Source organism: Promicromonospora panici (genome assembly GCF_900608595.1).
In the GTDB taxonomy this organism is placed as follows: Bacteria; Actinomycetota; Actinomycetes; order Actinomycetales; family Cellulomonadaceae; genus Promicromonospora; species Promicromonospora panici.
Genome location: NZ_UWYY01000005.1, coordinates 21,240 through 46,143 on the forward strand (window position 1 = coordinate 21,240; position 24,904 = coordinate 46,143).

The window sequence follows — 24,904 nt, forward strand, 5'->3', positions numbered from 1 at the left end:
CTGACAAGGTGGCGCGGTCGCGGCGGATCAGTAGCCCGTCGACGTCGGCTCCGGGTAGTACTGCGCGTACTTGCGGCGGTAGTTCTGCGTGATCGCCTCGACGATGAGCCGGCGCTTGAGGCCGGAGTCGCCGTCGTACTTCAGCGGGTTGACCACGTCGCCGCTCGCCCGCAGGGCCTTGAGCCGGTTCTTCAGCTCCGGGTCCAGGACGTACTTCGACAGCAGCCCGTAGGGCACCACCGTGTACAGGACGTCGCGCACGGCCCGCACCGGGCGGATCGGCCGGTGCAGCACCCAGTCCTCGACGAGCACTCGGGCCACGTTGGCCCCGCCCGCCGTGACGTAGTAGTTGTTCCGCCCGATCCGGGGGTTCACCTCGAAGTACACGTGCTGCCCCGTTCGCGGGTCCAGCTTGTAGTCGAAGTTGGCGAACCCCACGTAGCCGGTCTTGTCGAGGAACCGGGTGGCCGCGTCCATGGCGTCGTCGTACGCCTCCACCAGGATCGCGGCCGGGATGCCGAGCGTGCCCGGCGTGTGCTCCTCCAGCAGCACGCGACCGGTGGCCAGGAGCGTCACCTCGCCCGACGTGTCGCGGTAGGCGGTCAGGGACCGCATCTGCGTCTCGTCGCCCGGGATGAACTCCTGCACGAGGAACGTGCCCGGGAACTTCGCGTCGGCGAGGTGGCCCAGGATCACGTCGAGCTCCTCGCGGGAGTCGATGTGGTGGATCTTCGCCTTGCCGGGGAAGTCCACGTAGTACCACTCGGCGCTGTTGGACGGCTTGCCCACCACGGGGTACTGCAGGTCCACCTCGAGGGCGGGCACCGCGGCACGTCCGCCGTCGGCCACCAGCTTGGCGACGTCGACGGCGACCGTGCGCGGCGTCGGGATGCCGAGCTGGTCGCAGACCTCGGCGAAGCCCTCCTTGCTGCTCACCTGCTCCAGGACCGGGAGCGACGGGTAGGGCAGCACGTACCCGGCCGCCGCCAGCCGATCCCGGTGCAGGATGACGGTGCGCACGTGCCAGTCCGCGTTCGTCAGCAGGATCAGGACCTTGTCCCGGTGCTGCTGCGCGATGCCCTCGAGGGTGGAGAGGAACACGTCCACCTCGTCCAGGCCGGGCACCACCACGTTCTCGGCGATCGCCGAGTCCTGCATGGCGCGGGTGGCGACCTTCGACAGCACGATGGCGTGGGTGCGGTACTGCTCGTGGAACGCGCGCACCAGGGCGTACATCCCGACGTCGCCGCCGACGCCCACCACCAGCATCTCCGGCGCGGGGTTCTCCCCGCCGCCGCCTACGAGCCCCTTGTCCGCGGGGTTACCTCTCACGCCTCGGCCTCCGTGCGGTCGCCGGACCACTCGGTGTGGAACGTGCCCTCGCGGTCGACACGCTTGTAGGTGTGCGCCCCGAAGAAGTCGCGCTGCGCCTGCACCAGGGCGGCCGGCAGCCGCTCGGCGCGGACGCCGTCGTAGTACGCGAGCGAGGAGGAGAACGCCGGCGTCGGCACGCCGTTCTGGGCCGCCCCGGCCACGATGCGGCGCCACGCGGGCAGGCCGCTCGCGACGGCGTCGGTGAAGTACTGGTCGGCGAGCAGCAGGGGCAGGTCCTGGTCGCGCTCGTACGCCTCGGTTATCCGGTTCAGGAACCGGGCACGGATGATGCAGCCGCCGCGCCAGATGCGGGCCATGGCGCCGCGGTCGATGTCCCAGCCGTACTCCGTGGCGGCCGCCGCGATCTGGTCGAAGCCCTGCGAGTAGGCCACGACCTTGGAGGCGTACAACGCCTGGCGGACGTCCTCGATGAACGCGTCGCGGTCCTTGACCTCCCACTCCTGCGCGTGCGCGGGCAGCACCGCGCGCCCCGCCGCCCGCTGCGGCACGGAACCGGACAGCGCCCGGGCGAACGTCGCCTCCGCGATACCGGTGATGGGCACGCCGAGGTCCAGGCCGTTCTGCACCGTCCAGCGGCCGGTGCCCTTCTGCTCGGCCTGGTCCAGGACGATGTCGACGAACGCCTGGCCGGTCTCGGCGTCCACGTGCTGCAGGACGTCGGCGGTGATCTCGATGAGGAACGACTCCAGGTCGCCCGTGTTCCACTGCTCGAAGATCTCGCCGATCTCCGCGGCCGAGGCGCCCAGGCCCTGGCGCAGCAGGTCGTACGCCTCGGCGATGAGCTGCATGTCGGCGTACTCGATGCCGTTGTGCACCATCTTGACGAAGTGCCCGGCGCCGTCGGAGCCCACGTAGGTGCAGCAGGGCACGCCGTCCACCTTCGCGGAGATGTCCTCCAGGATGGGGCCGAGCGACTCGTACGACTCGGGCGTGCCGCCCGGCATGATGGACGGGCCGTTCAGCGCACCCTCCTCGCCGCCGGACACACCGGTGCCCACGAAGTGCAGGCCGTGCTCCTTGAGGGCGGCCTCGCGCCGGATCGTGTCCGGGAAGTGCGCGTTCCCGGCGTCGACCACGATGTCGCCCTCCTCCAGGAGGGGCACCAGCTCGTCGATGACGGCGTCGGTGGGACCGCCGGCCTTGACCATGACGACCACCTTGCGGGGCCGCTCCAGCGACGCGACGAAGTCCGCCATCGACTCGCTCGGGATGAACTCGCCGTCGCTGCCGTGCTCCGCGACCAGCGACTCGGTCTTGGCGTAGGAGCGGTTGTGGACCGCCACCGTGTAGCCGTGGCGTGCGAAGTTCCGCGCGAGGTTGCGACCCATCACCGCCAGCCCGGTGACGCCGATCTGTGCTGTGCCTGACACGTTCTTGCTCCTTCTGAAGTCGGAACGGGCCGGCACACGCGCAGCATGCCGTGACCCGCGGCCAGCCTAGTCGCGCCCGAGAACACAAGGCGACGCAGGTCACGATCCGGCGACAGCCGCGCGCCTCCACCTGGCGGCCTCGGCACGGACGTACGGTGAAGTGGTGACCAGCGGCCCGCCCACCGGCGTTCCCGTCGACTTCGCAGCAGCCCTCGCCGACCTGCGGCGCCAGGCCTTGCGCGCCGAGGTGCGCCTCACGGAGATCCCGGCCCCCCGCCGGGTCGCGCCGTTCAGCGTGGCCCTGGCGGGCGACGTCCTGGCCGGCGCGCCGCCGGGCCGGGCCGACCGCGACGCCGACGACGACCACGACCACGCCGAGGAGCCGCTGGCCACCGGCCGCTTCGTCGTCCTGCACGACCCGGCCGGCCAGGAGGCCTGGCACGGCACGTTCCGCGTGGTCACCCTGGTGCGCGCCACGCTGGAGCCGGAGATGGCGGCGGACCCCATGCTGGCCGACGTCGCCTGGTCCTGGGTGGGCGAGTGCCTCGAGTCCGCGGGCCTGGTCCCGGGTACCAGCACCGTGGCCGACGGCGGCACGGTCACCCGCGTGCTGTCCCAGAGCTACGGCGCCCTGGCCGGCACGCCCGACGCCGTGGACCTCGAGATCCGCGCGTCGTGGACGCCGCTCGACACGCATCTGGGCACCCACCTGCGGGCGTGGGCGGCGCTGCTCACGATGGCGGCCGGGGTGCCTCCGCTGCCCGAGGGCGTCGCTGCGCTCACCAGGCGGTTTACCGACCGCTCCAGGCAACGCCATACGGTAGGTCCATGACCACCACGGAGCGAGGAGTCCCTGCGGAGACATCGACGCCCGTGCCGGCACCCGTCACACCACTCACCGAGCCCGCCGACGGGCTGCCCGACGTCGTGGCGACCGAGGGTGCGTTCGCGCGTGTCGTCGAGGCGTTCGCGGCCGGCTCCGGGCCGGTCGCCGCCGACGCCGAACGCGCCTCCGGGTACCGGTACGGCCAGGCGACCTACCTGGTCCAGGTGCGGCGCGCGGGCGCGGGGACGGCGCTGATCGACCCGGTCGGCGTCCCGGACCTCTCCGCGCTGGGCGAGGCCGTCGGCGACGCCGAGTTCGTGCTGCACGCCGCCTCCCAGGACCTGCCCGGGTTCGCCGAGCACGGGCTGCGCCCCGCCCGGGTCTTCGACACCGAGCTCGCCGCACGCCTGCTCGGCATGGAACGGGTGGGCCTCGCCGCCGTCGTCGCCGAGGTGCTGGGCCTGGGGCTGGCGAAGGAGCACTCCGCGGTCGACTGGTCCACGCGCCCCCTGCCGGAGGACTGGCTGCGGTACGCCGCGCTCGACGTCGAGGTACTCGTGGACCTCCGCGACCGCCTCGCCGAGCGGCTCGAGGCCGCCGGCAAGACCGAGTGGGCGGCACAGGAGTTCGAGGCGGTCCGCACCGCCCCCCCGCCGGCGCCGCGCGTCGACCCGTGGCGGCGCACGTCCGGCATGCACGTGCTGCGCAACCCCCGCCAGGTCGCCGCCGTGCGGGCGTTGTGGTTCGCCCGCGACACCAGCGCCCAGGCCCGGGACATCTCGCCCGGCCGGGTGCTGCCCGACCGTGCCATCGTCGCAGCCGCCAAGGCCATGCCGAAGACCGCGGGGCAGCTCGTGACCCTGCCCGAGTTCGCGGGCAAGGGCACCAAGCGCCGGGCCGCCTACTGGCAGAAGGCCATCGACGAGGCGCGCGCCCTGCCTGACGTCGAGCTGCCGTCCGTGCGCGGCCCGCGCACGGACGGCCCGCCGCCCCCGCGCACCTGGGGCGATCGGGACCCCGTGGCGGCCCGGCGCCTCGTGGCGGCGCGCGAGCTCGTGACGGCGCTGTCGCAGGAGCTGAGCATCCCGGTGGAGAACCTGCTGCAGCCGGATGCGCTGCGCCGCCTGTGCTGGACGCCGCCGAGACCGGCCGACGCCGCGGCGATCACCGAGTTCCTGCGGGGCCGCGGGGCGCGCGAGTGGCAGGTCGGTCTCCTTGCCGCGGGCCTGGAACGGGCCTTCGCCGACGCGGCGCTCACCCCGGCACCTGCCCCAGCACCTGACCCGGCGCCCGACCAGGTGTGAACTCGCCCCGTCGGCCCCAGTAGAGTCGTCCCCATGCCAGCCCTGTCGGAGCCCATCACGCTCGCCGTCGACGTAGTCACCGAACCTTCGACCTGGGATCGCGAGGTTCTCGCCCTGGGCGGACACCCGCTCCAGCTGTGGGGATGGGGCGAGGTCAAGGCCGCCGGCAACTGGCGCGCGCACCGGCTGCGCGTGACGGAGGACGGCACCACGGTCGGCCTGGCCCAGCTGCTCGTGCGGCCGCTGCCGGCACAGTTCAAGGCCCTGTCGTACGTGCCGCGCGGCCCCGTCGTCGCGCACCACGACGGGGAGACGGCACAGGCGGTCTTCGGCGTCGGCGACACCGCGACCCGCAACGCCGTGACCAACACCGTCGTGGAGTGGGCGCGCGAGAACGTGGGCGGCGTCGGCATCACCATCGAACCCGACTGGCCCGCCGGCACGCAGCTCGACCTGGCCGGACGGCGGTACGCGCCGAACCAGATCATGATCCCGAGCACCCTGATCCTCGACCTCACCAAGTCCGGTGACGAGCTGATGGCGGACATGCGCAAGTCCACGCGGTACGAGATCCGCAAGGGCAGCCGCACGGGCCTCGACATCCGCCGGGTCACGGAGGAGAAGGAGGTGCTCCGGGTGCTCGACGTCTACAAGGAGACCGCCGAGCGCGCCGGGTTCGCCATCCACCACGACAAGTACTACCTGGACATCCACCGGGAGCTGGGCGACAAGTCGGTGCTGGTGGCCACGTACATCGACGACGCGCCCGCGTGCTTCGCGTGGTGCGTGAACTCGGCCAGCACCTCGTTCCTGCTGTACGGCGGCGGCAACGACGCCGGCCGCAAGGCGACCGCCACCGCGCCGACCTACTGGCGCACCATCGAGATCGCCCAGGAGCAGGGCCTCGTGCGGTATGACATGAACGGCCTGCTCAACGACGGCATCAGTGACTTCAAGAAGAGCTTCGCCAAGCACACGGACGAGCTCGTCGGCTCGATCGACGTCGCGTTCTCGCGCTGGTACAACACGTGGAACACGGCCTTGCCGACGGCGAAGAAGGTAGTCCGCAAGCTCCGCCGCCGCGGCTGACGCCGCCCCGCGCGCCCTCCGGGAGCCCGCGCCTGGCTGCGCCATTGTGTCCACGACCACGCCCCTTTGTGGGCACAATCACTCGGTCCAAGCCGACTGAGTGATTGTGCCCGCAGCCACGCGTCGTGGTGGGCACAATCCCTCAGCCGGCGCGGGTTTTCGCGCGCCCCCGCACTCGCGAGACCGCGTTTCATCAAGCCCCGAACTCGGTCTCATCTCGTGCGTGCTTTTTACCGGTACTCGCGGTAGCGTGTATCTCGATCCAGCGGCGTCGCGCATCGGACGTCGCCGTCCCAAGACCCCCAGGAGTTCTGCTGATGACCGCAGCCCCGGAAACACCGCGTGCCCGCCGTGCGGTACGCGACGTCGTGTTCGTCGACGGCGCCCGCACGCCCTTCGGCAAGGCCAAGCCCGACGGTCTCTACGCCGAGACGCGTGCCGACGACCTGATCGTGAAGGTGGTGCGCGAGCTGCTGCGGCGCCATCCTGAGCTGCCCCCGGAGCGGATCGACGAGGTGGCCATCGCCGCCACCACCCAGCAGGGCGACCAGGGGCTCACGCTCGGCCGCACGGTAGGCATGCTCGCCGGTCTCCCCCAGTCCGTGCCGGGCTACGCCATCGACCGGATGTGCGCCGGCGCCATGACGGCCGCAACCACCACCGCCGCGGGCATCGCCATGGGCGCCGCCGACGTCGTGATCGCCGGCGGCGTGGAGCACATGGGCCGCCACCCGATGGGCTTCGACGCCGACGTGAACCCCCGCTTCGTGGCCGAGAAGCTCGTGGACCCGCAGGCCCTGAACATGGGCGTCACCGCCGAGAACCTGCACGACAAGTTCCCGCACCTGACCAAGGAGCGCGCCGACCGGTTCGCCGTCGAGTCGCAGGCCAAGTACGCCAAGGCGCTGGCCAACGGCAACATCGACCCCGACCTGGTCCCGATCGCGATCCGATCCTCCGAGCAGGGCTGGGGCCTGGCGACCACCGACGAGCTGCCGCGACCCGAGACGACCTTCGAGTCCATCCAGGGCCTCAAGACGCCGTTCCGCCCGGGCGGCCGGGTCACCCCCGCGACGTCGTCCCCGCTGACCGACGGCGCCACGGGCGCCATCCTCGCCGCCGGCGACGTCGCCGCCGAGCTGGGCCTGCCCGCCCGGATGCGCATGGTGTCGTACGGCTTCGCCGGCGTGCCCCCGGAGATCATGGGCTACGGCCCGGTGCCCTCCACGGACAAGGCCCTGAAGACGGCCGGCCTGACGATCGACGACATCGGCCTCTTCGAGCTGAACGAGGCGTTCGCCGTGCAGGTGCTGTCGTTCCTGGACCACTACGGCATCGCCGACGACGACCCGCGCGTGAACCAGTACGGCGGCGCCATCGCCATGGGCCACCCGCTGGCCAGCTCCGGCGTGCGCCTGATGACCCAGCTAGCCCGGCAGTTCGAGCAGCACCCCGAGGTCCGCTACGGGCTCACCGCCATGTGCGTCGGCCTGGGCCAGGGCGGCAGCGTCATCTGGGAGAACCCCCACCACGCCGACTACTCCGGCCACACGGACGAGGAGAACTGACCCGTGCCCGACACCCCCACCCCCAGCGCCCCGACCGAGCGCGTCACCCACTCGCTCGTCCGTGACGTGCGGATGCCTGGCGACGCCGGGATCCTCGCACTGGTCACGCTCGACAACGGCCTGGACCACACCAAGCCGAACACGCTCGGGCCGGCCGGCATGGCCGAGCTGAAGGCGGCCCTGGAGGTCGTCCGCAGCCGCGCCGAGGCCGGCGAGATCGCCGCCGTCGGCGTGACCGGCAAGCCGTACTTCGTCGCCGCGGGCGCCGATCTCAAGCACATCACCTCGGTGCACGGCCACGACGACGCCGTCGAGCTGGGCCGCGCCGGCCACGCCGCGTACACGATCCTCGGCGATCTGCGTGCGGCCACCGGCGTGCCGACCTTCGCGTTCGTCAACGGCCTGGCCCTGGGCGGCGGCCTCGAGGTCGCCCTCAACTGCGACTACCGCACCGTGGCGTCCGACGCCGCGGCGCTCGGCCTGCCCGAGACCGGCATCGGCCTGGTCCCCGGCTGGGGCGGCGCGTACCTCGTACCGCGCCTGGTCGGCGTCGAGAAGGCCGTCGAGGTCATCCTCACCCGGCCCGCGGCGAACAAGCCGTACAAGCCCGCCGAGGCCCTCAAGATCGGGCTGGTCGACGAGCTGTTCGAGGCCGCCGACTTCCTGGAGCAGTCCATCATCTGGGCCGCCAAGGTGGTCACCGGAGAGATCGAGGTGCCCCGCCGCGAGCTCGACCCGCAGCCCGTGTGGGACGGCGTCGTCGCCGCCACGAAGGCGCAGCTCGACACCCTCGTCGGCGCGTCGCGCCCCGCGCCGCACCGCGCGCTGGAGCTCATCGCCGCAGCCCGGAACGCCACCAAGGCCGACGCGTTCGCCGCGGAGGACCAGGCGCTGGCGGACCTGATCATGTCCGACGAGATGCGCGCCAGCATCTACGCGTTCAACCTCGTCGGCGGCGGCAAGAAGCCCCAGGGTGCCCCGGACCCGAAGCTCGCGCACCCGGTCACCCGGGTCGGCGTCGTGGGCGCCGGTCTGATGGCCGCCCAGATGGCGTTCCTGTTCGCGCAGCGTCTCGGCGTCCCCGTCGTCATGCGCGACCTGGACCAGGAGCGCGTGGACAAGGGCCTGGACTTCGTCCGCGAGACCGCCGAGAAGCTGGCCGGCCGCGGCCGCCTGGCGCCCGACGCCGCCGCCCGCATCGTCGCGTCGGTGTCCGGCACCACCGAGATCGGCGAGTTCGCCTCGTGCGACTTCGTGATCGAGGCCGTCACGGAGGTCATGGGCCTCAAGAAGAAGGTGTTCGCCGAGCTGGAGGGCATCATCTCCCCCGAGGCGATCCTGGCGACCAACACGTCGGCGTTGTCCGTCAGCGAGATGGCGGCGGACCTGGCCCATCCCGAGCGGGTGGTCGGCATCCACTTCTTCAACCCGGTGGCCCAGATGCCGCTGGTCGAGGTGATCAACGCCGAGCACACGTCCGACGAGGCCCTCGCCACGGCGTTCGCGGTCACGAAGAAGCTCCGCAAGACGGCGATCATGTCGGCCGACCGCCCCGGGTTCATCGTGAACCGTCTGCTGCTGCTCGTCATGGGCCAGGTCGTGGACGCGATCGAGGGCGGGACGCCGGTCGAGGTCGCGGACCGGGCGCTCGCGCCCCTCGGCCTCCCGATGCCGATCTTCGAGCTGACCGACCTGGTGGGTCCCGCCGTGGCGCAGCACGTGCTCACCTCGCTGCGTGAGAACCTCGGCGACCGCATCCCGGCCTCGCGAGGCCTGGCCAAGATCGTCGAGGACGGCACCCGGGTGGTGCTGGACGCCCCGGCCAAGGGTCTGCCCAAGCCGGTCGACCCGGCGATCCAGGAGTACTTCGGCCCGGCCCGTCCTGGTGAGCCGGGCGTGCTCGACGCCGACGGCGTGCTCGACTCCGTACTCACGGCGCTGACCACCGAGATCGGCCTGATGCTGGACGAGGGCGTCGTGCCCGGCCCGCAGCAGATCGACCTCGCGATGATCCTCGGCGCCGGCTGGGGCTTCCACACCGGCGGCATCACGCCGTACCTGGACCGCACGGGCTACAGCGAGAAGGTCCTGGGCAGGCGGTTCCTGCCCGACGGCGTGGCGAACGTCCCCGCCTGATCGACCCCGGGCCCTCCGGCGACGAGCCCCGAGTTTGCGGGCTCGTTGTCGGAGGGCCCCGCTACGCTCTGCGAACATGACGGATGCCGTACCAGGCACGAACGCGCACTACATAGTCGTCGGTGACAATCCCCTCGCGTACCGCCTCACGCGCGCGCTCAGCACGCGGTTCCGGGGCACGGTGACCGTCGTGGTCGCGGACCGCTCCTCCCGGTACGCGCAGGACATGCTCGGCCTCAACCTCGACGACGACGGCAAGCCCAGGCGCGACGGCGACGGCAAGCTGCTCGAACTCGTCAGCCTGCTCGAAACCGAACGGGTCGACGAGGGGGCGCTCAAGGAGGCCGGCGCGGACCGCGCCGCGGCGGCCGCCCTCGTGAACCAGGACGACGGCGCGAACGTCGCCCTGGCGCTCCTGCTCCGCGAGACCTGGCCGGGGCTGCACGTGGTGGTCCGGATCTTCGACGAGTCGCTCGGCAGGCACCTGCAGCGCGACCATTGCACGGTGCTGTCGTCGTCAGCGTTCGCCGCGCCGGAGATCGTCGGCGCCGCCCTGCGCCGGCAGATCAGCCTGCCGGTTCGCGGCGGGCGGCGCCTGGTCGTCGTGTCCGACGAGGTCACGTCCCTGCACCCGCACATGGTGCTGTTCGCGACCGACCGGGACGGCGCGGTCACCGCGCTCCCCAGCGACAAGGAGATCGCGAACGGCCTCACCTCGAAACTCCTCCTGGCGGAAGCCGCCGAGGACGACGTGCTGCCGGAGGTCAAGGCAGACCTGGAGCCCGACGAGGACGAGGTGGACCCGCACCGCAGGCGCCGGGTCGGCGAATACTTGCGCACCCTCGCGATCACGTCCGGGCGGAACCTGCTGCTCGCCGCCGGCGTCCTCCTCGTGGTCGTGCTGATCGGGGCGGTGACGATGCAGCTCGCCACGGGCTCGTCCTTTGCCGGGGCGCTGTACGAGGCGGTGCTGCCCTCCCTGGCCGGGAGCGACCCCGATCACGACGCGAACCCCGTGGTCAAGGCCACCCAGGTGGTCCTGACGATCGTCAGCGTCGCCGTCATCCCGTGGGTCACCGGTGTGGTGGTCGACGGCGTGGTGCGCACCCAGCGCCTGCTCGACGCGGGCTCGCCGCGGCGCCCGATGGCCGACCACGTGGTCGTCGTCGGTCTCGGCGACCTCGGCACCCGCATCGTGCGCTCCCTCGACCGGCGCGGCGTACCGGTGGTCGCCGTCGACGTCGACGAGTCGGCGCGCGGTATCGCCGTCGCGCGGTCCCGGGACGTGCCCGTCGTGGTCGGTGACGCTCGCCGGGCAGCGACCCTGCACGCCGCGTACGTGGACACCGCCCAGGCGATAGTGGTCGTCACGAGCGGCGGGGCGATCACCATCGGCATCGGCTTCGCGGCACGCTCGATCCCCCGGTCCAAGGACGCCCCGCCGCTGCGGACCGTCCTGCGGGTGTTCGACAAGGATCTGTCGCGGCGCATCCGGCGCGAGATCCCCGACTCGGTGGGTCTCAGCTCCTCGTTCCTCGCCGCGCCGTCGTTCGCCGCCGCGATGATCGGCCAGGACGTCACGGCCACCGTCCCCTACCTTGACCGGGTGCTCGTGCTCGCCGAGGTGCTCATCATGGAGGGCAGCCAGATGGCCCGCATGCGCCCCGACGACGTCGACCTCGACGGTTCCGGGGAGCACGGCGGCGATGACGCCAAGAGCCGGCTTCTGGCGATCCGGACGAGGAGCCACCCCAGCGGTGGCGGCGGGGTCACCATCGAGCCGTCGGAGGGCCGGTATCTGAACGCGGGCGACACGGTGGTCGTCATCGCCACCACCGCCGGGCTGAGCCGGGTGCGCGAGATGGCCCGGCCGCCGCTGCGGATGTAGCCGGCGATCCGGCCGGGTCGCGCCGGCCGGATCGGACTGAACAACCAGCCCCGGATCGGCCCGTTCGCCGGTCCACCGGGCGCATAACGTCAGGCCCATGCAGAACGGTCTCAGCGTGCCCCAGGGCGCCGCGCTCACCCTCGGCGCCATGCTCGGCACCGGCGTCATCTCGCTCCCGGCCCTCGCCGCGGGCGTGGCCGGCCCGGCCTCTCTCGTGGCGTGGGCAGCGCTCGTCCTCCTGTCCATCCCGCTCGCCACGACGTTCGCGGCGCTCGGCGCGCGCCACCCCGACGGCGGCGGGGTGGCCACCTATGCGCGCCTCGCGTTCGGCGAGCGGGCGTCCACGATGGTCGGCTGGGCGTTCTACGCGACGATCTGCGTGGGAGCGCCCGCGGCGGCCGGCTTCGCGGGCGGCTACGTCGCGGACGCTACCGGTGGCGGGACCGATACCGCCCTGGTCACCACGGTCGCGATCATCGCGGTGTGCGCCGTGATGAACTGGTTCGACCTGCGGGTGTCCGGCACGGCGCAGCTCGTCATCGCCGGGACCGTCGCACTCCTGCTGGCGGTCTCGGTGGTGGTCGCGCTGCCGCACACCGAGCCCAGCTACCTCACGCCGTTCGCCCCGCACGGCTGGGGCGCGGTCGGTCCGGCCGCGGCGCTCCTGGTCTGGGCGTTCGCCGGGTGGGAGATCCTGGGCTCGCTGTCGGCCGAGTACCGCCGTCCGGCCAGGGACATCCCGCGGGCCACGGCGATCGCGGTGGCTTTGGTCGGGCTGCTGTACCTGGGCGTCGCGTTCGCCACGGTCGCGGCCCTCGGCGCTAGCCCCGGGCCGGCGCCGCTCTCGGACCTGCTCGTGCTCGGCTTCGGCGAGCGCGCCCGGCCGGTCACCACCGTGGTGGCGGTGCTGCTGACGGTCGGGGCGATCAACGTCTACTTCGCGGGCGGCAGCCGGATCGGCGCGGCCCTCGCCCGGGACGGCGGCCTCCCCGCCTGGCTGGGGGCCGCGCCGGGCCGCCCGCCGCGCCGCTCCCTCGCGCTCCTCGCGACGCTCGCTCTCGGTACGACGGCGGTGCTCGCCGCCCTGCACCTGTCCACCGACGCGATAGTTCCCATGGCGTCGGCGACGTTCTCCCTGCTCTACGTGGTGAGCGCGGCCGCGGCCCTGCGCCTCCTGCCGCGCTGGGGCGCCCCCTGGTGGTGCGCGGCCGTGTCGCTCGCGGCCGCGCTCGGCCTGCTGGTCATGACCGGGGCCAACATGACCGGCCCGGTGGCCGCCGCGCTGGGCGGGCTCGCCTGGGCGACCTGGCGGCGGCGGGCGCGGGTCGCGGCGGCCGCCACCACGGGCGCGCCGTCCACGACGGGCGCGCCCACGACAGGCGTCACGGCGCCAGCAGACGACCCAGCACCCGAATTCCTGGCCGGATCGAGCTCGTGACCGTGCCACCGATCCCGAGCACTATCCCGTCCCGGTGGGGACCCGTCGCGAAGGCAGCGAGGGACTCCAGGGCGACCGACCGTCGTCGGGCACGGGCCACGAGGGCCTGCGAACCGGCCGGGGCGTCCGCGGGCAAGTAGGCCGCCAGGTGCAGGCCCGCCGCGGACGGGACCGGCTCGACGGGCAGGTCGGCCAGCGCGTCCAGCAGGATCTCGTACCGCTCGGTGTAGCGGGCCGAGGCCTTGCGGACGTGCCGGGCGAGCAGGCCGTCGTCGATGAACCGCGCGAGCGCGGCCTGCACGTGCACCGCGCCGTGGCCGTCGGTGAGCTGCCGGGCCGCGAGCAGGGCCTCGCGCAGGGACGACGGCGCCACCAGGTACCCGACGCGCAGGCCGGGCAGCAGCGACTTCGAGAACGTGCCGACGTAGACCACACGACCGTCCCGGTCGAGCGCCTGCAGCGACTCCAGCGGACGGCGGACGCGGCGGAACTCGGAGTCGTAGTCGTCCTCGACCACCGCGGCCCCGTGCTTCGCGGCGTGCGCCAGCAGGGCCCGCCGGCGGGCGAGCGAGAGGGGCATCCCCAGGGGGAACTGGTGCGACGGCGTGGTGTAGACCAGACGGGCCTGGGCGGGGATCTGGTCGACGACCAGGCCCTCGGCGTCGACCGGCACCGGCACGACCCGCGCCCCGTGCAGCGCGAAGAGCTCGCGCGCCTCCGGGTAACCCGGATCCTCCATCGCGACGACGTCGCCCGGTTCGAGCAGCACGCGTGCCACCAGGTCGAGGGCCTGCTGGGCGCCCGTGGTGGCGATGACGTCGTCGGGCCCGGCCTGGACGCCGCGGGAGCCCGACACGTAGCGGGCGACGGCCTCGCGGAAGCCGGGCAGGCCCGCCGGGCTCCCGTACGAGCCGGCAGCGGGACCGCCCGCGCGCGACTCGGCGGCCAGCAGCCGGCGCCACGTGTCGAAGGGGAAGAGGCTCGCGTCGGGGATGCCGACCCGGAAGTCGTGGGCCGGAACCGGTGCGTCGCCGCTGGTGCGATGCGCGCTCCAGCGCCAGCCCGCACGCGGGCGCAGGGCTCCCGGTTTCCGGTGCCGCACGGGCGGCACGTCGCGCGCCGCCGCGGTGGCGAACGTCCCGGCGCCGGTCCGGGTCTCCAGGAACCCCTCGGCGGCGAGCCGTTCGTACGCGGTGGCGACGCTCGCGCGCGAGACACCGAGGTCGCGGGCGAGGTCGCGTGTCGAGGGCAGCCGCTCCCCCGCCGGGACCCGCCCCGTCGTCAGGGCGGTGTGCAGGGCACGATAGATGGCGTCGGTGCGGCCGGTGCGCTGGCTGAGATCGACGGCGAGATCCACCCGCCGATCATCGCGCATTCCTTCGTACCGCCGAATTCGGTTCCCTCGGCGGTGCGGGAGCGGGTTGAATGTCCTACCGACATGACTACGTACTACACGTCCGACCTGCATTTCGGACACCTGAACATCATCCGCTTCTGCGATCGCCCGTTCCCCGGCGTCTCCGCGATGAACTCCCGGCTCGTCCAGCTCTGGAACGAGACGGTGACCGACGACGACACCGTGTGGGTGCTGGGCGACGTCGCCCTCGGCGCCCTCGACGAGTCCCTCGCGCACATCGGGCGGCTCGCGGGGCACAAGATCCTGGTTCCCGGCAACCACGACCGCTGCTGGGAGGGCGACCGCGCTCTGCGCAAGGGGGACGCGGAGGCCCGCGAGCGGCGTCGGGCGGCCGCGCGAGAGCGCTACCTGGGCGCGGGCTTCGCCGAGATCCATGACCGCCCGGAGCGCGTGGTCCTCGGCGACCAGGAGGTCGACCTGTCGCACTTCCCGTACGAGGGCGACTCGCACGGCGCGGACCGGTTCGTCGAGTACCGTCCCGTGGACCGCGGCGGCTGGGTGGTGCACGGCCACGTGCACGACACGTGGCGTCAGCGCGGGCGGCAGATCAACGTCGGCGTCGACGTCTGGGGCGGCCGGCCGGTACCCGCCGAGACGATCGCCGGGCTGATCGGCGACGGCCCTCGCGAGCTGGAGCCGATGCGCTGGTCCTGACATGACAAGAGCGCACGTTCTGCGGTGATGAACGTGCGCTCAGGCGTCAGGGTGCGTGGCATCGAAGGTGCTCGATGCGCACGCACTGCGTCAGCGGAAGCGCCAGGGCGCCCGCCGCGCGAGGGTCATGCGGATACGAGGGACTCCGAGTCGCGGTGCTCACGGTCCGACTTGTAGGACTCGATCTCCGCGGCGCTGAACATGAGGTCCGTGCCGACCATGTGGTAGTCGATCTCACCTGCCTCGAGAAGGTCGATGACGTGCAGCTTCGACACTCCCAGCAGACGCGCGGCCTCGAGCGCGGTCAGGTCCTGGTCTGGTCCGGTGCCTTCTGCTTCCAATGTGATTTCGTTCACACGACCAGTCTTGCGCCTTCAGGTGGTCTGAGTCCAGTCGAATCGGTGCGAGTTTCGATATCCGACGGTGTTTCTTTTCTTCATGACGCCCATTCCCCCTGCAAACCGACTCCACATGGCCCGCATGGACAAATCAGTCAATGGAATTCCACTGGCGGAATTCATGGCCTTCCTTTGCCAGCAACGAAGGTGCCGTGGACCCCCCTGACAAACCTTCGGTAAGGAACTTTCACCCCGCTCGGCAGAAAGTCGTCGGACGAGCGTCGAACCCTCCCACTTGTGTGGATCCCGTGCCTTCCTTGTAGCCGTCAGCCACCCCGGAAGGGCCGTCGCGGCTCCAGCGACTCCTGAACGCCCAGGTGGGAGGGCAGTCGTTCCGGCAGAGGCAGGTGCCGACACGTCGTTTGCACCGCGCCCCCGAGTATCGAATTGCCGCGGCGGGCTTGCCTTTCGCCGATGGCGCACGGCAAGATCCCTTATATCTCGCTCAGAACAATGGGGCTTATCCAGAGCGTGTTTTCCGGACAGCTCTGTGACCTTGCCCCGTCCTGACGACGGGACCTCTGCACGAAGTACGGTCAGGAGCAGCCATGCCGGTCGAGCCGATTCGACGAACCAGCCACGACCGGGAGGTCTCACAGACCGCCGAGGCGGTCTACGGCAGCCAGGTGGCGCACTACCAGGCGCGTGCGGCACAGCGCCTCGCCGGCAACGACGTGTGGCTCTGGCCGAGGATCGAGAAGATCCGCAGGCGTTCGAGAGCACGTGCGCTGGACGTCGGGTGCGGTATCGGGACCAACTCCTTCTACCTCGCCAAGCACGGATACAGCGTGACCGGCGTCGACATCAGCCACCAGATGATCAGCGCTGCCCGCACGGTGGCGGCGACGCACATCGGCCTCGACAACCAGCCGCAGTTCATCTGCGTCGACTTCTGCGACTGGTGCCCCGACGATCCGGAGTTCGACCTCGTCGTCGCCACCGCGTTCGTCCACCTGTTCCCCGCCCCGCTGGACCGGGCAGTGGCCGACGGGATCCTCTCCCACGTCGCCCCGCACGGCACGGCGATCATGTCGACGACCGTCGAGACGGCGCACTCCCAGGGCCTGCGTCACAAGAACGACAGCGAGCACCCCGCACCCGGGCGGCCGCTCAGCGACGAGCGGTGGCGGAACCACTACACCAGAGAGACCTTCCGCAACCTCATCGAGCACTCGGTCATGAACCACCCCGGAACGTGGGCCTTCGACGAGCACGTCACAGCGGATCCTGGACGACCCCAGCAGTTCTGGTCCGACATCGTGGTCACCCGGACGGCCTGACGAGGCGCCCGACGACGGCGAGTCGTCAGGACCGAAGGTTCGGCTGCAGCCCCCGGTAGAGAGCCGTGCGCAACTCGACCGCGTAAGGCTCCAGTGCGGGCATCCCGAGCTGGGCGGCCAGGGAGATCTCCGGCTCCACGTCGTACGGGACTCGGACGATCTGCAGGCCGAAGGGCGCCGGTCCCGGTTCGTCGGTGATGCCCTCCAGCACCACGTAGCTGGGGACCGGCTCGTCCAGGGGGTTGCCGACGCTGCCGACGTTGAACAACGTCCGGCCGCCTTCCACCTCCACGAAAGCCGCGTGGATGTCGCCATAGCCGACGACGGACGGCGCGGGCCCGTGCCCAGTCATCGGCGTGTTCAAGAACATCCCCTCGAACTCGTCGGCTGTGTGCCCCGCCCGCACGCGCACGTGCGGGCTGACCGCCGACGCGTGAAACAACCGGACGTTCCGCCCGCTGATCAGCAGGTCATGGCTCAGCGGCAGACCCGTCAGCCAGTCGCGCTGGTCCTCGCGCAGTTCGTCGCGCCACCAGACCATCTCCGGTGACGTCTCGTCGGTCCAGGTCGGCAGGTGGTCATCCCAGTTCCCTCGGATGTTGACGTCGCACACCTTCGCGCACCGGTCCACCACCTCGCTGCCGCGCGGACCCTTGCCGACGAAGTCGCCGAGATTCACGATCCGGTCGATTCCACGCGCCTCGACGTCGGCGAGCACAGCGTCGAGCGCGGTCAGGTTTCCGTGGACATCACTGATCAGGGCGATCCGCTCCAGGGGCATCACTGGATCGTGCCACAGTCGTCGCCCCGTGACTGCTGTAGTGCGGCTTCGATCTCACCTGCCCTCCTCGGCGCGGTGGCCCTCCTCGGCGAGCCGGTACCCGAGCAGCCGGTCCAGCTCGCGCAGGATGTGCGACACGTACGGCCGGTTGTCCCGCGGACCGTCGAACCCGGACGCAACGAGGCGGATCCAGGCGGGGCGCCGCCGGAACACGTGGAACTCCATGTAGCCCTTCGGCTGGTCCGACCACGGGTCGGCGATCGTCGCGCTGTGCTGCACCCAAGCCCGATAGGTGTGCAGACGAACTTCGCCCGCCACGCCGTCCTCCACCAGCCGCGCGGCGAGCGAGCGAATGATCTCGTGTGCCCTCTCCACGCGCGTCACGAACGCGTACTCGTCGTAGAAGTCGTTCATCAGGCCGCGCACCCTCCGCTGCGCCCGCAGCCACTGCGGATCCACCATCACGAAGTCGACCCGTACGCCACGGCCGACCACCTCGATGACGTGCTCGACGTCCTTGGTGACACTCGTCAGCCCGACCCCGAAACACACCACCCGCTCGCGGGCGGAGCTCCACAGCTCGTGAACGTCCGCCTCGCGGCTGTAGTCGCCGCCCACCGCCTCGATGCCGCGCATCCGCCGCTTCTCCTCCTGCAGACGGCGGGAGGACTCGATCAGCTCGCGGTAGACCCACAGCGGGGCCACGACGAGAACGACGCCGGTCATGCAGTAGACGATGATTTCCGCCGCACGCTCCGGGACGACGTCGGGCACGAAGGTCAGGGCGAGGTTGGACGCCACGCCCAGGGCGACCACGATCAGCCCGCTCCGGGCCCACCTGCCGTCGCCCCTCACGGCGCGCGTCCCGGTACCGGATGCCCCACGGCAAGCGCGAGCGAATGCAGCACGTGCTTCAGGATCGGTGGGTTCAGTTCGTCGTCGCCGTCGTACTGTTGCAGACCGATGCCGAGCCGCTCGATGGACTTCCGGTACAGGTGGAACTCCACGTATCCAGAGGCCTCCGGCGTCCCCGGGTCCCGGATCGAGCCGCTGTACTGGACCGTGGTCCGGTACGTATGAATGCGCAGTGTGCCGCGCCCCGCGGCATCGATCTGGCGGGCGAGTCGCTCAAGCCGCTCGTGCGCCTGCAGCACCTGCCCGAGGAAGGCCACGTCCCGGCTGTAGTACCCATCGATGGTCGAGGCGATCGCAGGGTTGTCCACGAGCCACTCCGGATCGACCTTGATCACATCGACGTCCACGCCGCGGTTGACCATCGCCCAGATCAGGCCGGGGTCGCGCGCCACACTCGTCATGCCGAACCCGAAGACGACGACCTGACGCCTCGCCGCCCTCCAGATGTCGAGCGACGCGTTCCGGTGCTCACGATCCGCACTCACCCATTCGATGCCCCGGAACTGGCGCAGCTCACTCAGCAGCCGCACCCGTTCCAGCTCGACCGCTCGCTCCACGCGCCGACGGCCGGCGATGGTCCGCTCGAACACGTAGACGACGGCGATGACGACGGTCACGACGGCCGTGCACCAGACGATCGGGACGGTCACCCTCGCCGGCACCAGATCAGGGATGGAGGAAAGAGCCAGGTTCGACATCGCGCCGAGCGTAACGACCAGGAGACTTCCGCGTGCCCAACCCTGCATGTGGACCACCCCAGGCGTCTCCGCGAATGCACATAACCCGGCCCTAGAGCCGCCAGGCTAGAGCAATAAATTGGCAAAGTCTAGCCATTTTCGGACAAGGCATTCGGGGACGAGTCCCGATCGGGTTCCTCACGCACCCAGCACCCCGCCCAGCTCCTGCGCCTCGGACCGCGCCCGCTGCGCCTCGTCGAACCGCTCCTGGTCGTGCAGCGCGAGCGCCAGTGTCCGCAGCGCCTCCGCCAGCCGCGGCCGGTACCGCGCGGCGTTCTCCGCGGCCAGCTCCCGCAGCAGCACGACGGCCTCGCTCGCGGGTGCCACCGCCTCGTCGCCGAGCCTGAGGCCGGCGAAGATCGAGCTCACGTTGGTCAGCGACTGCGCGAGCCGCGGACGGTAGCGGTCCGGGTCGGCGCCGACCAGCTCGCGCCAGGTCCGGGTCGCCTCGCGCTCCACGTCGAGTGCGTCCTGCGGCCGGTCCAGCCGGGAGTAGGTGACGCCGACGGCGGACAGCGCGTCGGCCAGCTCCGGCACGTACCGTCCGGGGCTGTCGGCCGCGAGCCGGCGCTGCACCTCGACGGCCTCCTGCTGCAGCTCGAGGCCCTCCGCGTGACGGCCCTGGTCGGAGAGCCGCGTACCGAGCGCCTGGAGCGAGTAGGCGAGGTCCGGCAGGTACCGCCCGGGATTCTCCTCGGCGGTCCGACGCCGGATCCCGACGGCCTCCTCGAGATACGGCACGGCTTCCTCACCGCGCCCCTGGTCCGTGAGCGCGGTGCCCATGACCTGCAGCGAGTCCCCGAGGCCGGACAGGTGCTCGTCCGGTTCCGCGGCGGCCAGACCGCGCCGGATCGCCAGCGACTCCGCGGCCGGCTCCAGCGCCTCCTTCGGCCTGCCGAGCTCCAGCAGCCGCCGCGCCACGTTCATCAGGGACAGGGCCAGCGCCCAGGTGAACCGTTCCGGGTTCGCGCCGGCGAGCTGCCGCCAGAGCCCTGCCGCCTCGCGGCTCGGCCCGAGCGCGGCCAACGGCTTGCCCAGCTCCGCGAACGTCACGGCCAGGTTCGACACCGCCATGGTCAGGTCGCGCGTGACGGTGCCCGGGTGGTCGTCCGTGACGAGCCGGAGCAGGTCCACCGCCTCCTCCTCGCAGCGCAGCGCCTCCTCCGGGCGCCCCTGGTCGGAGCAGGTGGCGCCCAGGTTCACGAGCAGCGCGGCCAGCCGCGGCCGGAACCGGTGCGGGTCCGCCGTGGCCAGCTCGCGGAACAGGGTGACGGCCCCGCGCTGGTACCGCTCGGCATCGGCGGCGCGGCCGACCTCCCCGAGCGCCACCCCGGCGTCGCGCAGCGCCTCGGCGCGTCTCGCCGGATCGCCGTCCGGGTCGCCGTCCGGGACCGCCGCCAGCGTGCGGAGGGTGAGCTCGGCGCGGAGCTCGCCCAGCGCCAGCGACGGGTGCGGGAGCGCCCCCGAGACCGCGCGCAGCGTGTCGTGGTCCTCGGGCAGCGCGGCCAGCACCGCGCCGAGCTGGTCCAGCGCGGGGCTCTGGTCCTCGGACCGCCCGTCGAGCCGGTCCACGACGATGACGGCCATGCGCAGCGCCGCCCTCCGGGACGACGCCGCGCTCGCCCCCGCCAGGCACGCCCCGAGCAGCTCCGGGGTGTCCGTGAGCTCGGCCAGCAGGTGGGGGTCCACCAGCCGGCCGGGCAGCGTCCGGTGCGGGTCCAGGTCGACCAGCCAGCGGCCGACGGCGGCCTCCGCGCCCGGCCGCACGCCGGGCACGACCGCGGCGACGCGGCGCACGAGGTTCTCCGCGGCGTCGGGGGTGCGCACGCCGGTCAGGGTCGCCGCGGCCACCAGGCCGTCCATCCCCTCGGGCGCGAGTGCCGCCTCGCCGAGCAGGCCCGCCTCCTCCGCCGAGCGGAACCAGCTCCAGCGCTCGTGCTCGAGCAGCTCGTCCATGGCGTCGGACACGTCCACGGGCAGCATGCCCCGCGGCCGCCGCGCCTGCACGCGCATGACGGCGCAGAGGGCCGCCGCCTGCAGGTCGAGCATCGGGGCACCGCCGCCCGGCACCGAGGCGACGGCGACCCGGGGCGCCGCGACGCCGAGGGCCCGCGCGTACGGCTCCACGAACGCCGTCACGAGGCGCGCGTCCACCTGGCCCGGGAACACCGCCCCGCCGAGGTCGTCCGCGGACCGGGCCGGTTCGAGCAGCGCGCGTACCGCCAGGTCGGTCGTCGTGAGCCGGTCGAACCACTGGCCCGTGCCGCGGGCGACCAGCAGGATGCGGAGCGCGCCGTTCCGGCCCCGGGCGGCGGCGCGCAGGAGGTCCGCGAGCGCCGGGCCGCGCGTGTCCGCGCCGTCGACGACGAGGACGGCGGGGGCGCCGTCGGGGATGGCGGCGAGGGCCGCGGGCTCGGCGCCGTCGGGCACGTCGAGGCAGGTCCAGCCGGCGTGCGCCATCTCGTGCGCCGTCTCGCGGGCGAGGCGGGTCTTTCCGACGCCGCGCGGGCCGCTGATCAGCCTGGCCGCCACCGGTTCGGGGCCGCCGCACCAGTCGAGGAGGGAGGCCAGCTCGGCGGTCCGTCCGAGGAACGGCACCGTGCGTCGGGCCGGTGCGAGCAGCCGCCCGGGCGACACGGCGTGGGTGACCGCCGCACGGGTGTGTGACGTCGTCAGAGGCACGACGTCAGTGAACCGCAATCCTGCTCTAACCGGTTATCACACCCATATGGGTTTGCCGAGGGTCATTTCATGGTGCGCTGCGCAGGCGCTCCTGCTCCTCGGCGAGGATCGTGCGGGACAGGGAGGTCTCGGACGGCGCGGCGACGTCCACGGCCGAGGGCGAGGCGTCGGTGATCTCGGACTGCCGGGCGAACTCCTCGAAGAGGGCCGACTTGGAGCCGAGGATCTCCATCATCCGCTGGTCCACGGAGCGTTCGACCAGGAGCCTGTGCACCTGGACGGTGCGGGTCTGGCCCATGCGGTGCGCCCGCGCGACGGCCTGCGCCTCGATGGTGGGCTTGACCTGCGGTTCGCAGAAGATGACGACGCTCGCTGCCTGTACGTTCAGGCCGACTCCGCCGGCGGTGATCTGGCTGACCAGCACGGACGGCCCGCCGGGGTCGGACAGCGCGTCCACCATGGTCTGCCGCTCGGCCACGGGCACGGATCCGGTCAGGGGGCCGACGGCGAGGTCGCCGAGCAGGTCCATGACCTGCTCGAGGACCGACAGGAAGTAGGAGAAGACGATGACGCGGCGGCCGCCGTCGACGGCCTCGGTGACGAGCTCGCGCAGGCGCACGAGCTTGGCGGACTCGTCGGCGTCGGAGACCGCGAACGCCGCCCGGCGCATGGCCATGAAATTCCCGGCGAGCACGGCGGCGCGGTAGGCGGCGCCGTCGACGGGGCCGAACTGTTCCCACTCCTCGACCTGCACCATCTCGGGCAGCTCGGTGAGCACGTCCTCCTGGTTGCGGCGCAGATAGGCGGGCGCGACGATCCGGCGGAAGGCCTTGGCTCCGGACAGGCCCGCGTTGGGGTCGAGCTGCCCGGCGACCTCGGGCTGCAGGTAGCCCACCATGTTCTTGAACTCGGCGACCTTGTTCTCCATCGGGGTGCCGGACAGGAACAGGACGCGGTCGGCCCGGTCGGCCCAGCGGCGTACCTCGCGGCCGCGGATGGTCTCGGGGTTCTTGACGTAGTGCGCCTCGTCCACGACCAGGAGCGCGGGCCGCAGATCGTAGGGCAGGTCGAGCCGGCCCAGCACCTCGAACGTGGTGATCGCGACGCCGCCGCCGTCCAGCCAGGCCGCTGCCGCCTTCTCGCGGTCGTTTCCGTGCAGCACGACGGCGCTCAGGTCGGAGTGCTGCTCGATCTCGCGCTTCCAGTTGGTGACGACGCTCGCCGGGCACACCACCAGCACGTGCGTGCCGCCGGTCGCCACGAGGTGCGCGGCCACCGCTATGGACTGCATGGTCTTGCCGAGGCCCATCTCGTCGCCGAGGATGGTGCGCCGCTGCACCAGCGCGTACTTGGCGCCGAACTGCTGGTAGCCGCGCAGGTTGGCGCGCAGCAGGGTGCGGTCGAGAGGCTGCGCCTCGACCCGCCGCACGACGTCGGCGGGCAGGCCGCCCTCGGCGGCCTCGTGGTCGTCGCCCAGGTCCACGACCTGCGACAGCAGGCCGTAGTACTCGGCGGACCGGGCCTCGAAGTCGGCCCACACCTCGGCCCCCTCCGGCGGCTGCCCGACGGCGGCGCGCACCGCTCGCGCGTCGTCGGTCAGGCGGGCGGCGGCCACCTGGTCCGCGAGCGCTGAGACCGCCCGGAAGGCGCCGGTCTTGCGGTCGGCGGGGGCCACGAGCCGCCGCCAGACGCTGGTCGCGAGCCGCGCCGGTTCCAGGTGCCCCGGGACGACGGCGGTCACGCGGCGCGCCTCGTCGAGGTGCCGGTGCCGCGCGTCGGTGGCCAGCCCGAAGGCGTACAGGGACTGGACGAGCACCGTGGCGTACGGGTCGTCGGGGTCGACGTCGACGCGGAACCGCAGCTCGGCGTCGACGTCGGCGGCGAGCTCGCGGGCCGCGGAGGTGGCGAGCTTCGCCGTCCCAGCGCCGATCCCCGCCTCGACGAGGCGCTCGGTGCCCGCGACGAGCACCTGGGTGACGGTCCTGAACCCGGCCTTCTCCAGGACGGCGACGCGCAGCTTCTTGCGGCGGGCCTCCAGGGCAGGGACGCCGACCGTGCGCAGCTCGGCGTGGACCCGCACCTCCCGGGTGGCCGTGTAGGCATCGCGGACCCGCTCGCGCAGGGCGGAGTCGGTGTGGGTGAGCACCAGGGCGTCGTCGAGCAGTGCCTGGGCCTGCTCCACGACGCGGCGCGCCGCGCGGGCCTTCCACGTCCGGGGCGCGGCCGGGGCTTCTGCTGGGCTGGGGAGGGTCGTCTGCTCGGTCATGGCGCTGCGAGCGTACCCGGATGGTCTGACATGCCCCGTTCGCCCCGTACCTGCCGATGCACTGGTCGCGGACGGCTGGCCCGGCTTATGTTGAGGCCATGACCGAGCAGCTGAGCGACCGGCCGAGCAGGTTCGGCGGAATCCCCGTCACCACCGTCGAGGAGCTCCGCGAGATCATTCCACCGCCCCTCGGCCCGGCGGCGGACAAGGTGCGCGACGCGCTGCACGACCTCGACCGGCAGTGGCTCGAGGCCTCGCCGCTGTGCCTGGTCGCGACGTCGGACGCGGCGGGCAACCTCGACATCTCCCCCAAGGGCGACCCCGCGGGCTCCCTGGTGCGCGTCCTGGACGAGCGCACCATCGCCATCCCGGAGCGCCCGGGCAACCGCCGCACCGACGGCTTCCTCAACGTGCTGGCCAACCCGCACGTGGGTCTCATCTTCGTGATCCCGGGGCGCGGCGACACGCTGCGGGTGAACGGGTCGGCCCGGATCGTGCGCGACGCCCCGTACCTCGCCGAGCTCCAGGTGCGCCGCAACCTGCCGGTGCTCGCGCTGGAGGTCGACGTCGAGGAGGTGTTCCACCACTGCTCCAAGGCGTTCCTGCGCTCCAAGGCCTGGGATCCCGCCACCTGGGACCTGGAGTCGGTGCCTCGCCGCGCTGTCATCGCGCACACGCTGGAGCGGCCAGAGCAGAGCCTCGCGGAGGTCGAGGCGCACTACGGACCGAAGTACGCCGAGACGATCTACGGCTGACGGGC

General features: G+C 72.2%; 19 protein-coding genes. 10 read left to right on the forward strand and 9 right to left on the reverse strand.

Translation table 11 applies throughout. The features are described 5' to 3' along the window. Window positions 1-27: 27 nt before the first annotated feature. Window positions 28-1,332, reverse strand: coding sequence for a carboxylate--amine ligase (locus tag EW117_RS06720; protein WP_242504129.1), 1,305 nt, complete (start codon window positions 1,330-1,332; stop codon window positions 28-30). Beyond that, window positions 1,329-2,765 (reverse strand): NADP-dependent phosphogluconate dehydrogenase, encoded by a 1,437-nt coding sequence (gndA, locus tag EW117_RS06725; RefSeq protein ID WP_129785006.1) that lies wholly within the window; start codon window positions 2,763-2,765, stop codon window positions 1,329-1,331. Before gndA ends, EW117_RS06720 begins: the two co-directional genes overlap by 4 nt. Window positions 2,766-2,928: 163 nt before the next feature. Between gndA and EW117_RS06730 the strand changes: the two genes are divergently transcribed. The 7 genes from EW117_RS06730 to EW117_RS06760 all read left to right on the forward strand — a co-directional run bounded on the left by EW117_RS06730 (window position 2,929) and on the right by EW117_RS06760 (window position 13,014). After that, a complete protein-coding gene (locus EW117_RS06730) occupies window positions 2,929-3,597 on the forward strand; it encodes a DUF3000 domain-containing protein (RefSeq protein ID WP_129785008.1) in 669 nt (222 codons plus the stop codon). Next, a complete protein-coding gene (locus EW117_RS06735; protein WP_165362543.1) occupies window positions 3,594-4,895 on the forward strand; it encodes an HRDC domain-containing protein in 1,302 nt (433 codons plus the stop codon). Before EW117_RS06730 ends, EW117_RS06735 begins: the two co-directional genes overlap by 4 nt. A gap of 33 nt (window positions 4,896-4,928) precedes the next feature. Then, window positions 4,929-5,984, forward strand: coding sequence for a lipid II:glycine glycyltransferase FemX (locus EW117_RS06740; protein ID WP_129785010.1), 1,056 nt, complete (start codon window positions 4,929-4,931; stop codon window positions 5,982-5,984). A gap of 317 nt (window positions 5,985-6,301) precedes the next feature. After that, window positions 6,302-7,552, forward strand: a complete 1,251-nt coding sequence (locus EW117_RS06745) for a thiolase family protein (RefSeq protein ID WP_129785012.1) — start codon at window positions 6,302-6,304, stop codon at window positions 7,550-7,552. Between the two features lie 72 nt (window positions 7,553-7,624). Then, window positions 7,625-9,688: a 3-hydroxyacyl-CoA dehydrogenase NAD-binding domain-containing protein gene (locus tag EW117_RS06750; protein ID WP_129785391.1), complete on the forward strand. Its 2,064-nt coding sequence runs from the start codon at window positions 7,625-7,627 to the stop codon at window positions 9,686-9,688. A 76-nt stretch (window positions 9,689-9,764) separates the two neighbouring features. Then, complete coding sequence (locus EW117_RS06755) at window positions 9,765-11,576, forward strand: potassium channel family protein (RefSeq protein ID WP_129785014.1); 1,812 nt, start codon at window positions 9,765-9,767, stop codon at window positions 11,574-11,576. A 97-nt stretch (window positions 11,577-11,673) separates the two neighbouring features. Continuing rightward, a complete protein-coding gene (locus tag EW117_RS06760; RefSeq protein WP_129785016.1) occupies window positions 11,674-13,014 on the forward strand; it encodes an APC family permease in 1,341 nt (446 codons plus the stop codon). Here the strand turns inward: EW117_RS06760 and pdxR are convergent. Beyond that, window positions 12,959-14,371 (reverse strand): MocR-like pyridoxine biosynthesis transcription factor PdxR, encoded by a 1,413-nt coding sequence (gene pdxR / locus EW117_RS06765; RefSeq protein ID WP_129785017.1) that lies wholly within the window; start codon window positions 14,369-14,371, stop codon window positions 12,959-12,961. The genes EW117_RS06760 and pdxR overlap by 56 nt on opposite strands. Before the next feature lie 81 nt (window positions 14,372-14,452). Here pdxR and EW117_RS06770 point away from each other — a divergent pair, with 81 nt between their 5' ends. Beyond that, on the forward strand, window positions 14,453-15,085 hold the full coding sequence (locus EW117_RS06770) for a metallophosphoesterase (protein WP_129785019.1): 633 nt from the start codon (window positions 14,453-14,455) through the stop codon (window positions 15,083-15,085). Between the two features lie 125 nt (window positions 15,086-15,210). Here the strand turns inward: EW117_RS06770 and EW117_RS06775 are convergent, their stop codons facing one another. After that, window positions 15,211-15,441, reverse strand: coding sequence for an excisionase family DNA-binding protein (locus tag EW117_RS06775; protein WP_129785021.1), 231 nt, complete (start codon window positions 15,439-15,441; stop codon window positions 15,211-15,213). A gap of 590 nt (window positions 15,442-16,031) precedes the next feature. Between EW117_RS06775 and EW117_RS06780 the strand changes: the two genes are divergently transcribed. After that, the gene (locus EW117_RS06780) at window positions 16,032-16,763 is read left to right on the forward strand and encodes a class I SAM-dependent methyltransferase (RefSeq protein ID WP_129785023.1); all 732 of its coding nucleotides are present in this window, start codon (window positions 16,032-16,034) and stop codon (window positions 16,761-16,763) included. Between the two features lie 25 nt (window positions 16,764-16,788). Here the strand turns inward: EW117_RS06780 and EW117_RS06785 are convergent, their stop codons facing one another. The 5 genes from EW117_RS06785 to EW117_RS06805 all read right to left on the reverse strand — a co-directional run bounded on the left by EW117_RS06785 (window position 16,789) and on the right by EW117_RS06805 (window position 24,144). Further along, a complete protein-coding gene (locus EW117_RS06785; protein WP_129785025.1) occupies window positions 16,789-17,544 on the reverse strand; it encodes a metallophosphoesterase family protein in 756 nt (251 codons plus the stop codon). Window positions 17,545-17,598: 54 nt separating this feature from the next. Continuing rightward, on the reverse strand, window positions 17,599-18,399 hold the full coding sequence (locus EW117_RS06790) for a hypothetical protein (protein WP_129785027.1): 801 nt from the start codon (window positions 18,397-18,399) through the stop codon (window positions 17,599-17,601). Then, entirely contained in the window at window positions 18,396-19,076 is a 681-nt protein-coding gene (locus EW117_RS06795; protein WP_129785029.1) for a hypothetical protein, read from the reverse strand. The genes EW117_RS06790 and EW117_RS06795 overlap by 4 nt, the downstream gene beginning before the upstream one ends. A 258-nt stretch (window positions 19,077-19,334) precedes the next feature. Further along, window positions 19,335-21,878: a tetratricopeptide repeat protein gene (locus EW117_RS06800; RefSeq protein WP_129785031.1), complete on the reverse strand. Its 2,544-nt coding sequence runs from the start codon at window positions 21,876-21,878 to the stop codon at window positions 19,335-19,337. A 67-nt stretch (window positions 21,879-21,945) separates the two neighbouring features. After that, window positions 21,946-24,144 (reverse strand): DEAD/DEAH box helicase, encoded by a 2,199-nt coding sequence (locus tag EW117_RS06805; protein ID WP_129785033.1) that lies wholly within the window; start codon window positions 24,142-24,144, stop codon window positions 21,946-21,948. A 98-nt stretch (window positions 24,145-24,242) separates the two neighbouring features. Here EW117_RS06805 and EW117_RS06810 point away from each other — a divergent pair, with 98 nt between their 5' ends. Continuing rightward, complete coding sequence (locus tag EW117_RS06810) at window positions 24,243-24,899, forward strand: MSMEG_1061 family FMN-dependent PPOX-type flavoprotein (RefSeq protein WP_129785035.1); 657 nt, start codon at window positions 24,243-24,245, stop codon at window positions 24,897-24,899. Window positions 24,900-24,904 lie beyond the last annotated feature (5 nt).

What these genes read in the sequence shown, in the direction of transcription:
- EW117_RS06735 (WP_165362543.1), top strand. Translation starts at nt 3,594, where the DNA reads ATGACCACCACGGAGCGAGGAGTCCCTGCGGAGACATCGACGCCCGTG.
- EW117_RS06740 (WP_129785010.1), top strand. Translation starts at nt 4,929, where the DNA reads ATGCCAGCCCTGTCGGAGCCCATCACGCTCGCCGTCGACGTAGTCACC.
- EW117_RS06745 (WP_129785012.1), top strand. Translation starts at nt 6,302, where the DNA reads ATGACCGCAGCCCCGGAAACACCGCGTGCCCGCCGTGCGGTACGCGAC.
- EW117_RS06750 (WP_129785391.1), top strand. Translation starts at nt 7,625, where the DNA reads ATGCCTGGCGACGCCGGGATCCTCGCACTGGTCACGCTCGACAACGGC.
- EW117_RS06755 (WP_129785014.1), top strand. Translation starts at nt 9,765, where the DNA reads ATGACGGATGCCGTACCAGGCACGAACGCGCACTACATAGTCGTCGGT.
- EW117_RS06760 (WP_129785016.1), top strand. Translation starts at nt 11,674, where the DNA reads ATGCAGAACGGTCTCAGCGTGCCCCAGGGCGCCGCGCTCACCCTCGGC.
- EW117_RS06770 (WP_129785019.1), top strand. Translation starts at nt 14,453, where the DNA reads ATGACTACGTACTACACGTCCGACCTGCATTTCGGACACCTGAACATC.
- EW117_RS06780 (WP_129785023.1), top strand. Translation starts at nt 16,032, where the DNA reads ATGCCGGTCGAGCCGATTCGACGAACCAGCCACGACCGGGAGGTCTCA.
- EW117_RS06785 (WP_129785025.1), bottom strand. Translation starts at nt 17,544, where the DNA reads ATGCCCCTGGAGCGGATCGCCCTGATCAGTGATGTCCACGGAAACCTG.
- EW117_RS06805 (WP_129785033.1), bottom strand. Translation starts at nt 24,144, where the DNA reads ATGACCGAGCAGACGACCCTCCCCAGCCCAGCAGAAGCCCCGGCCGCG.
- EW117_RS06810 (WP_129785035.1), top strand. Translation starts at nt 24,243, where the DNA reads ATGACCGAGCAGCTGAGCGACCGGCCGAGCAGGTTCGGCGGAATCCCC.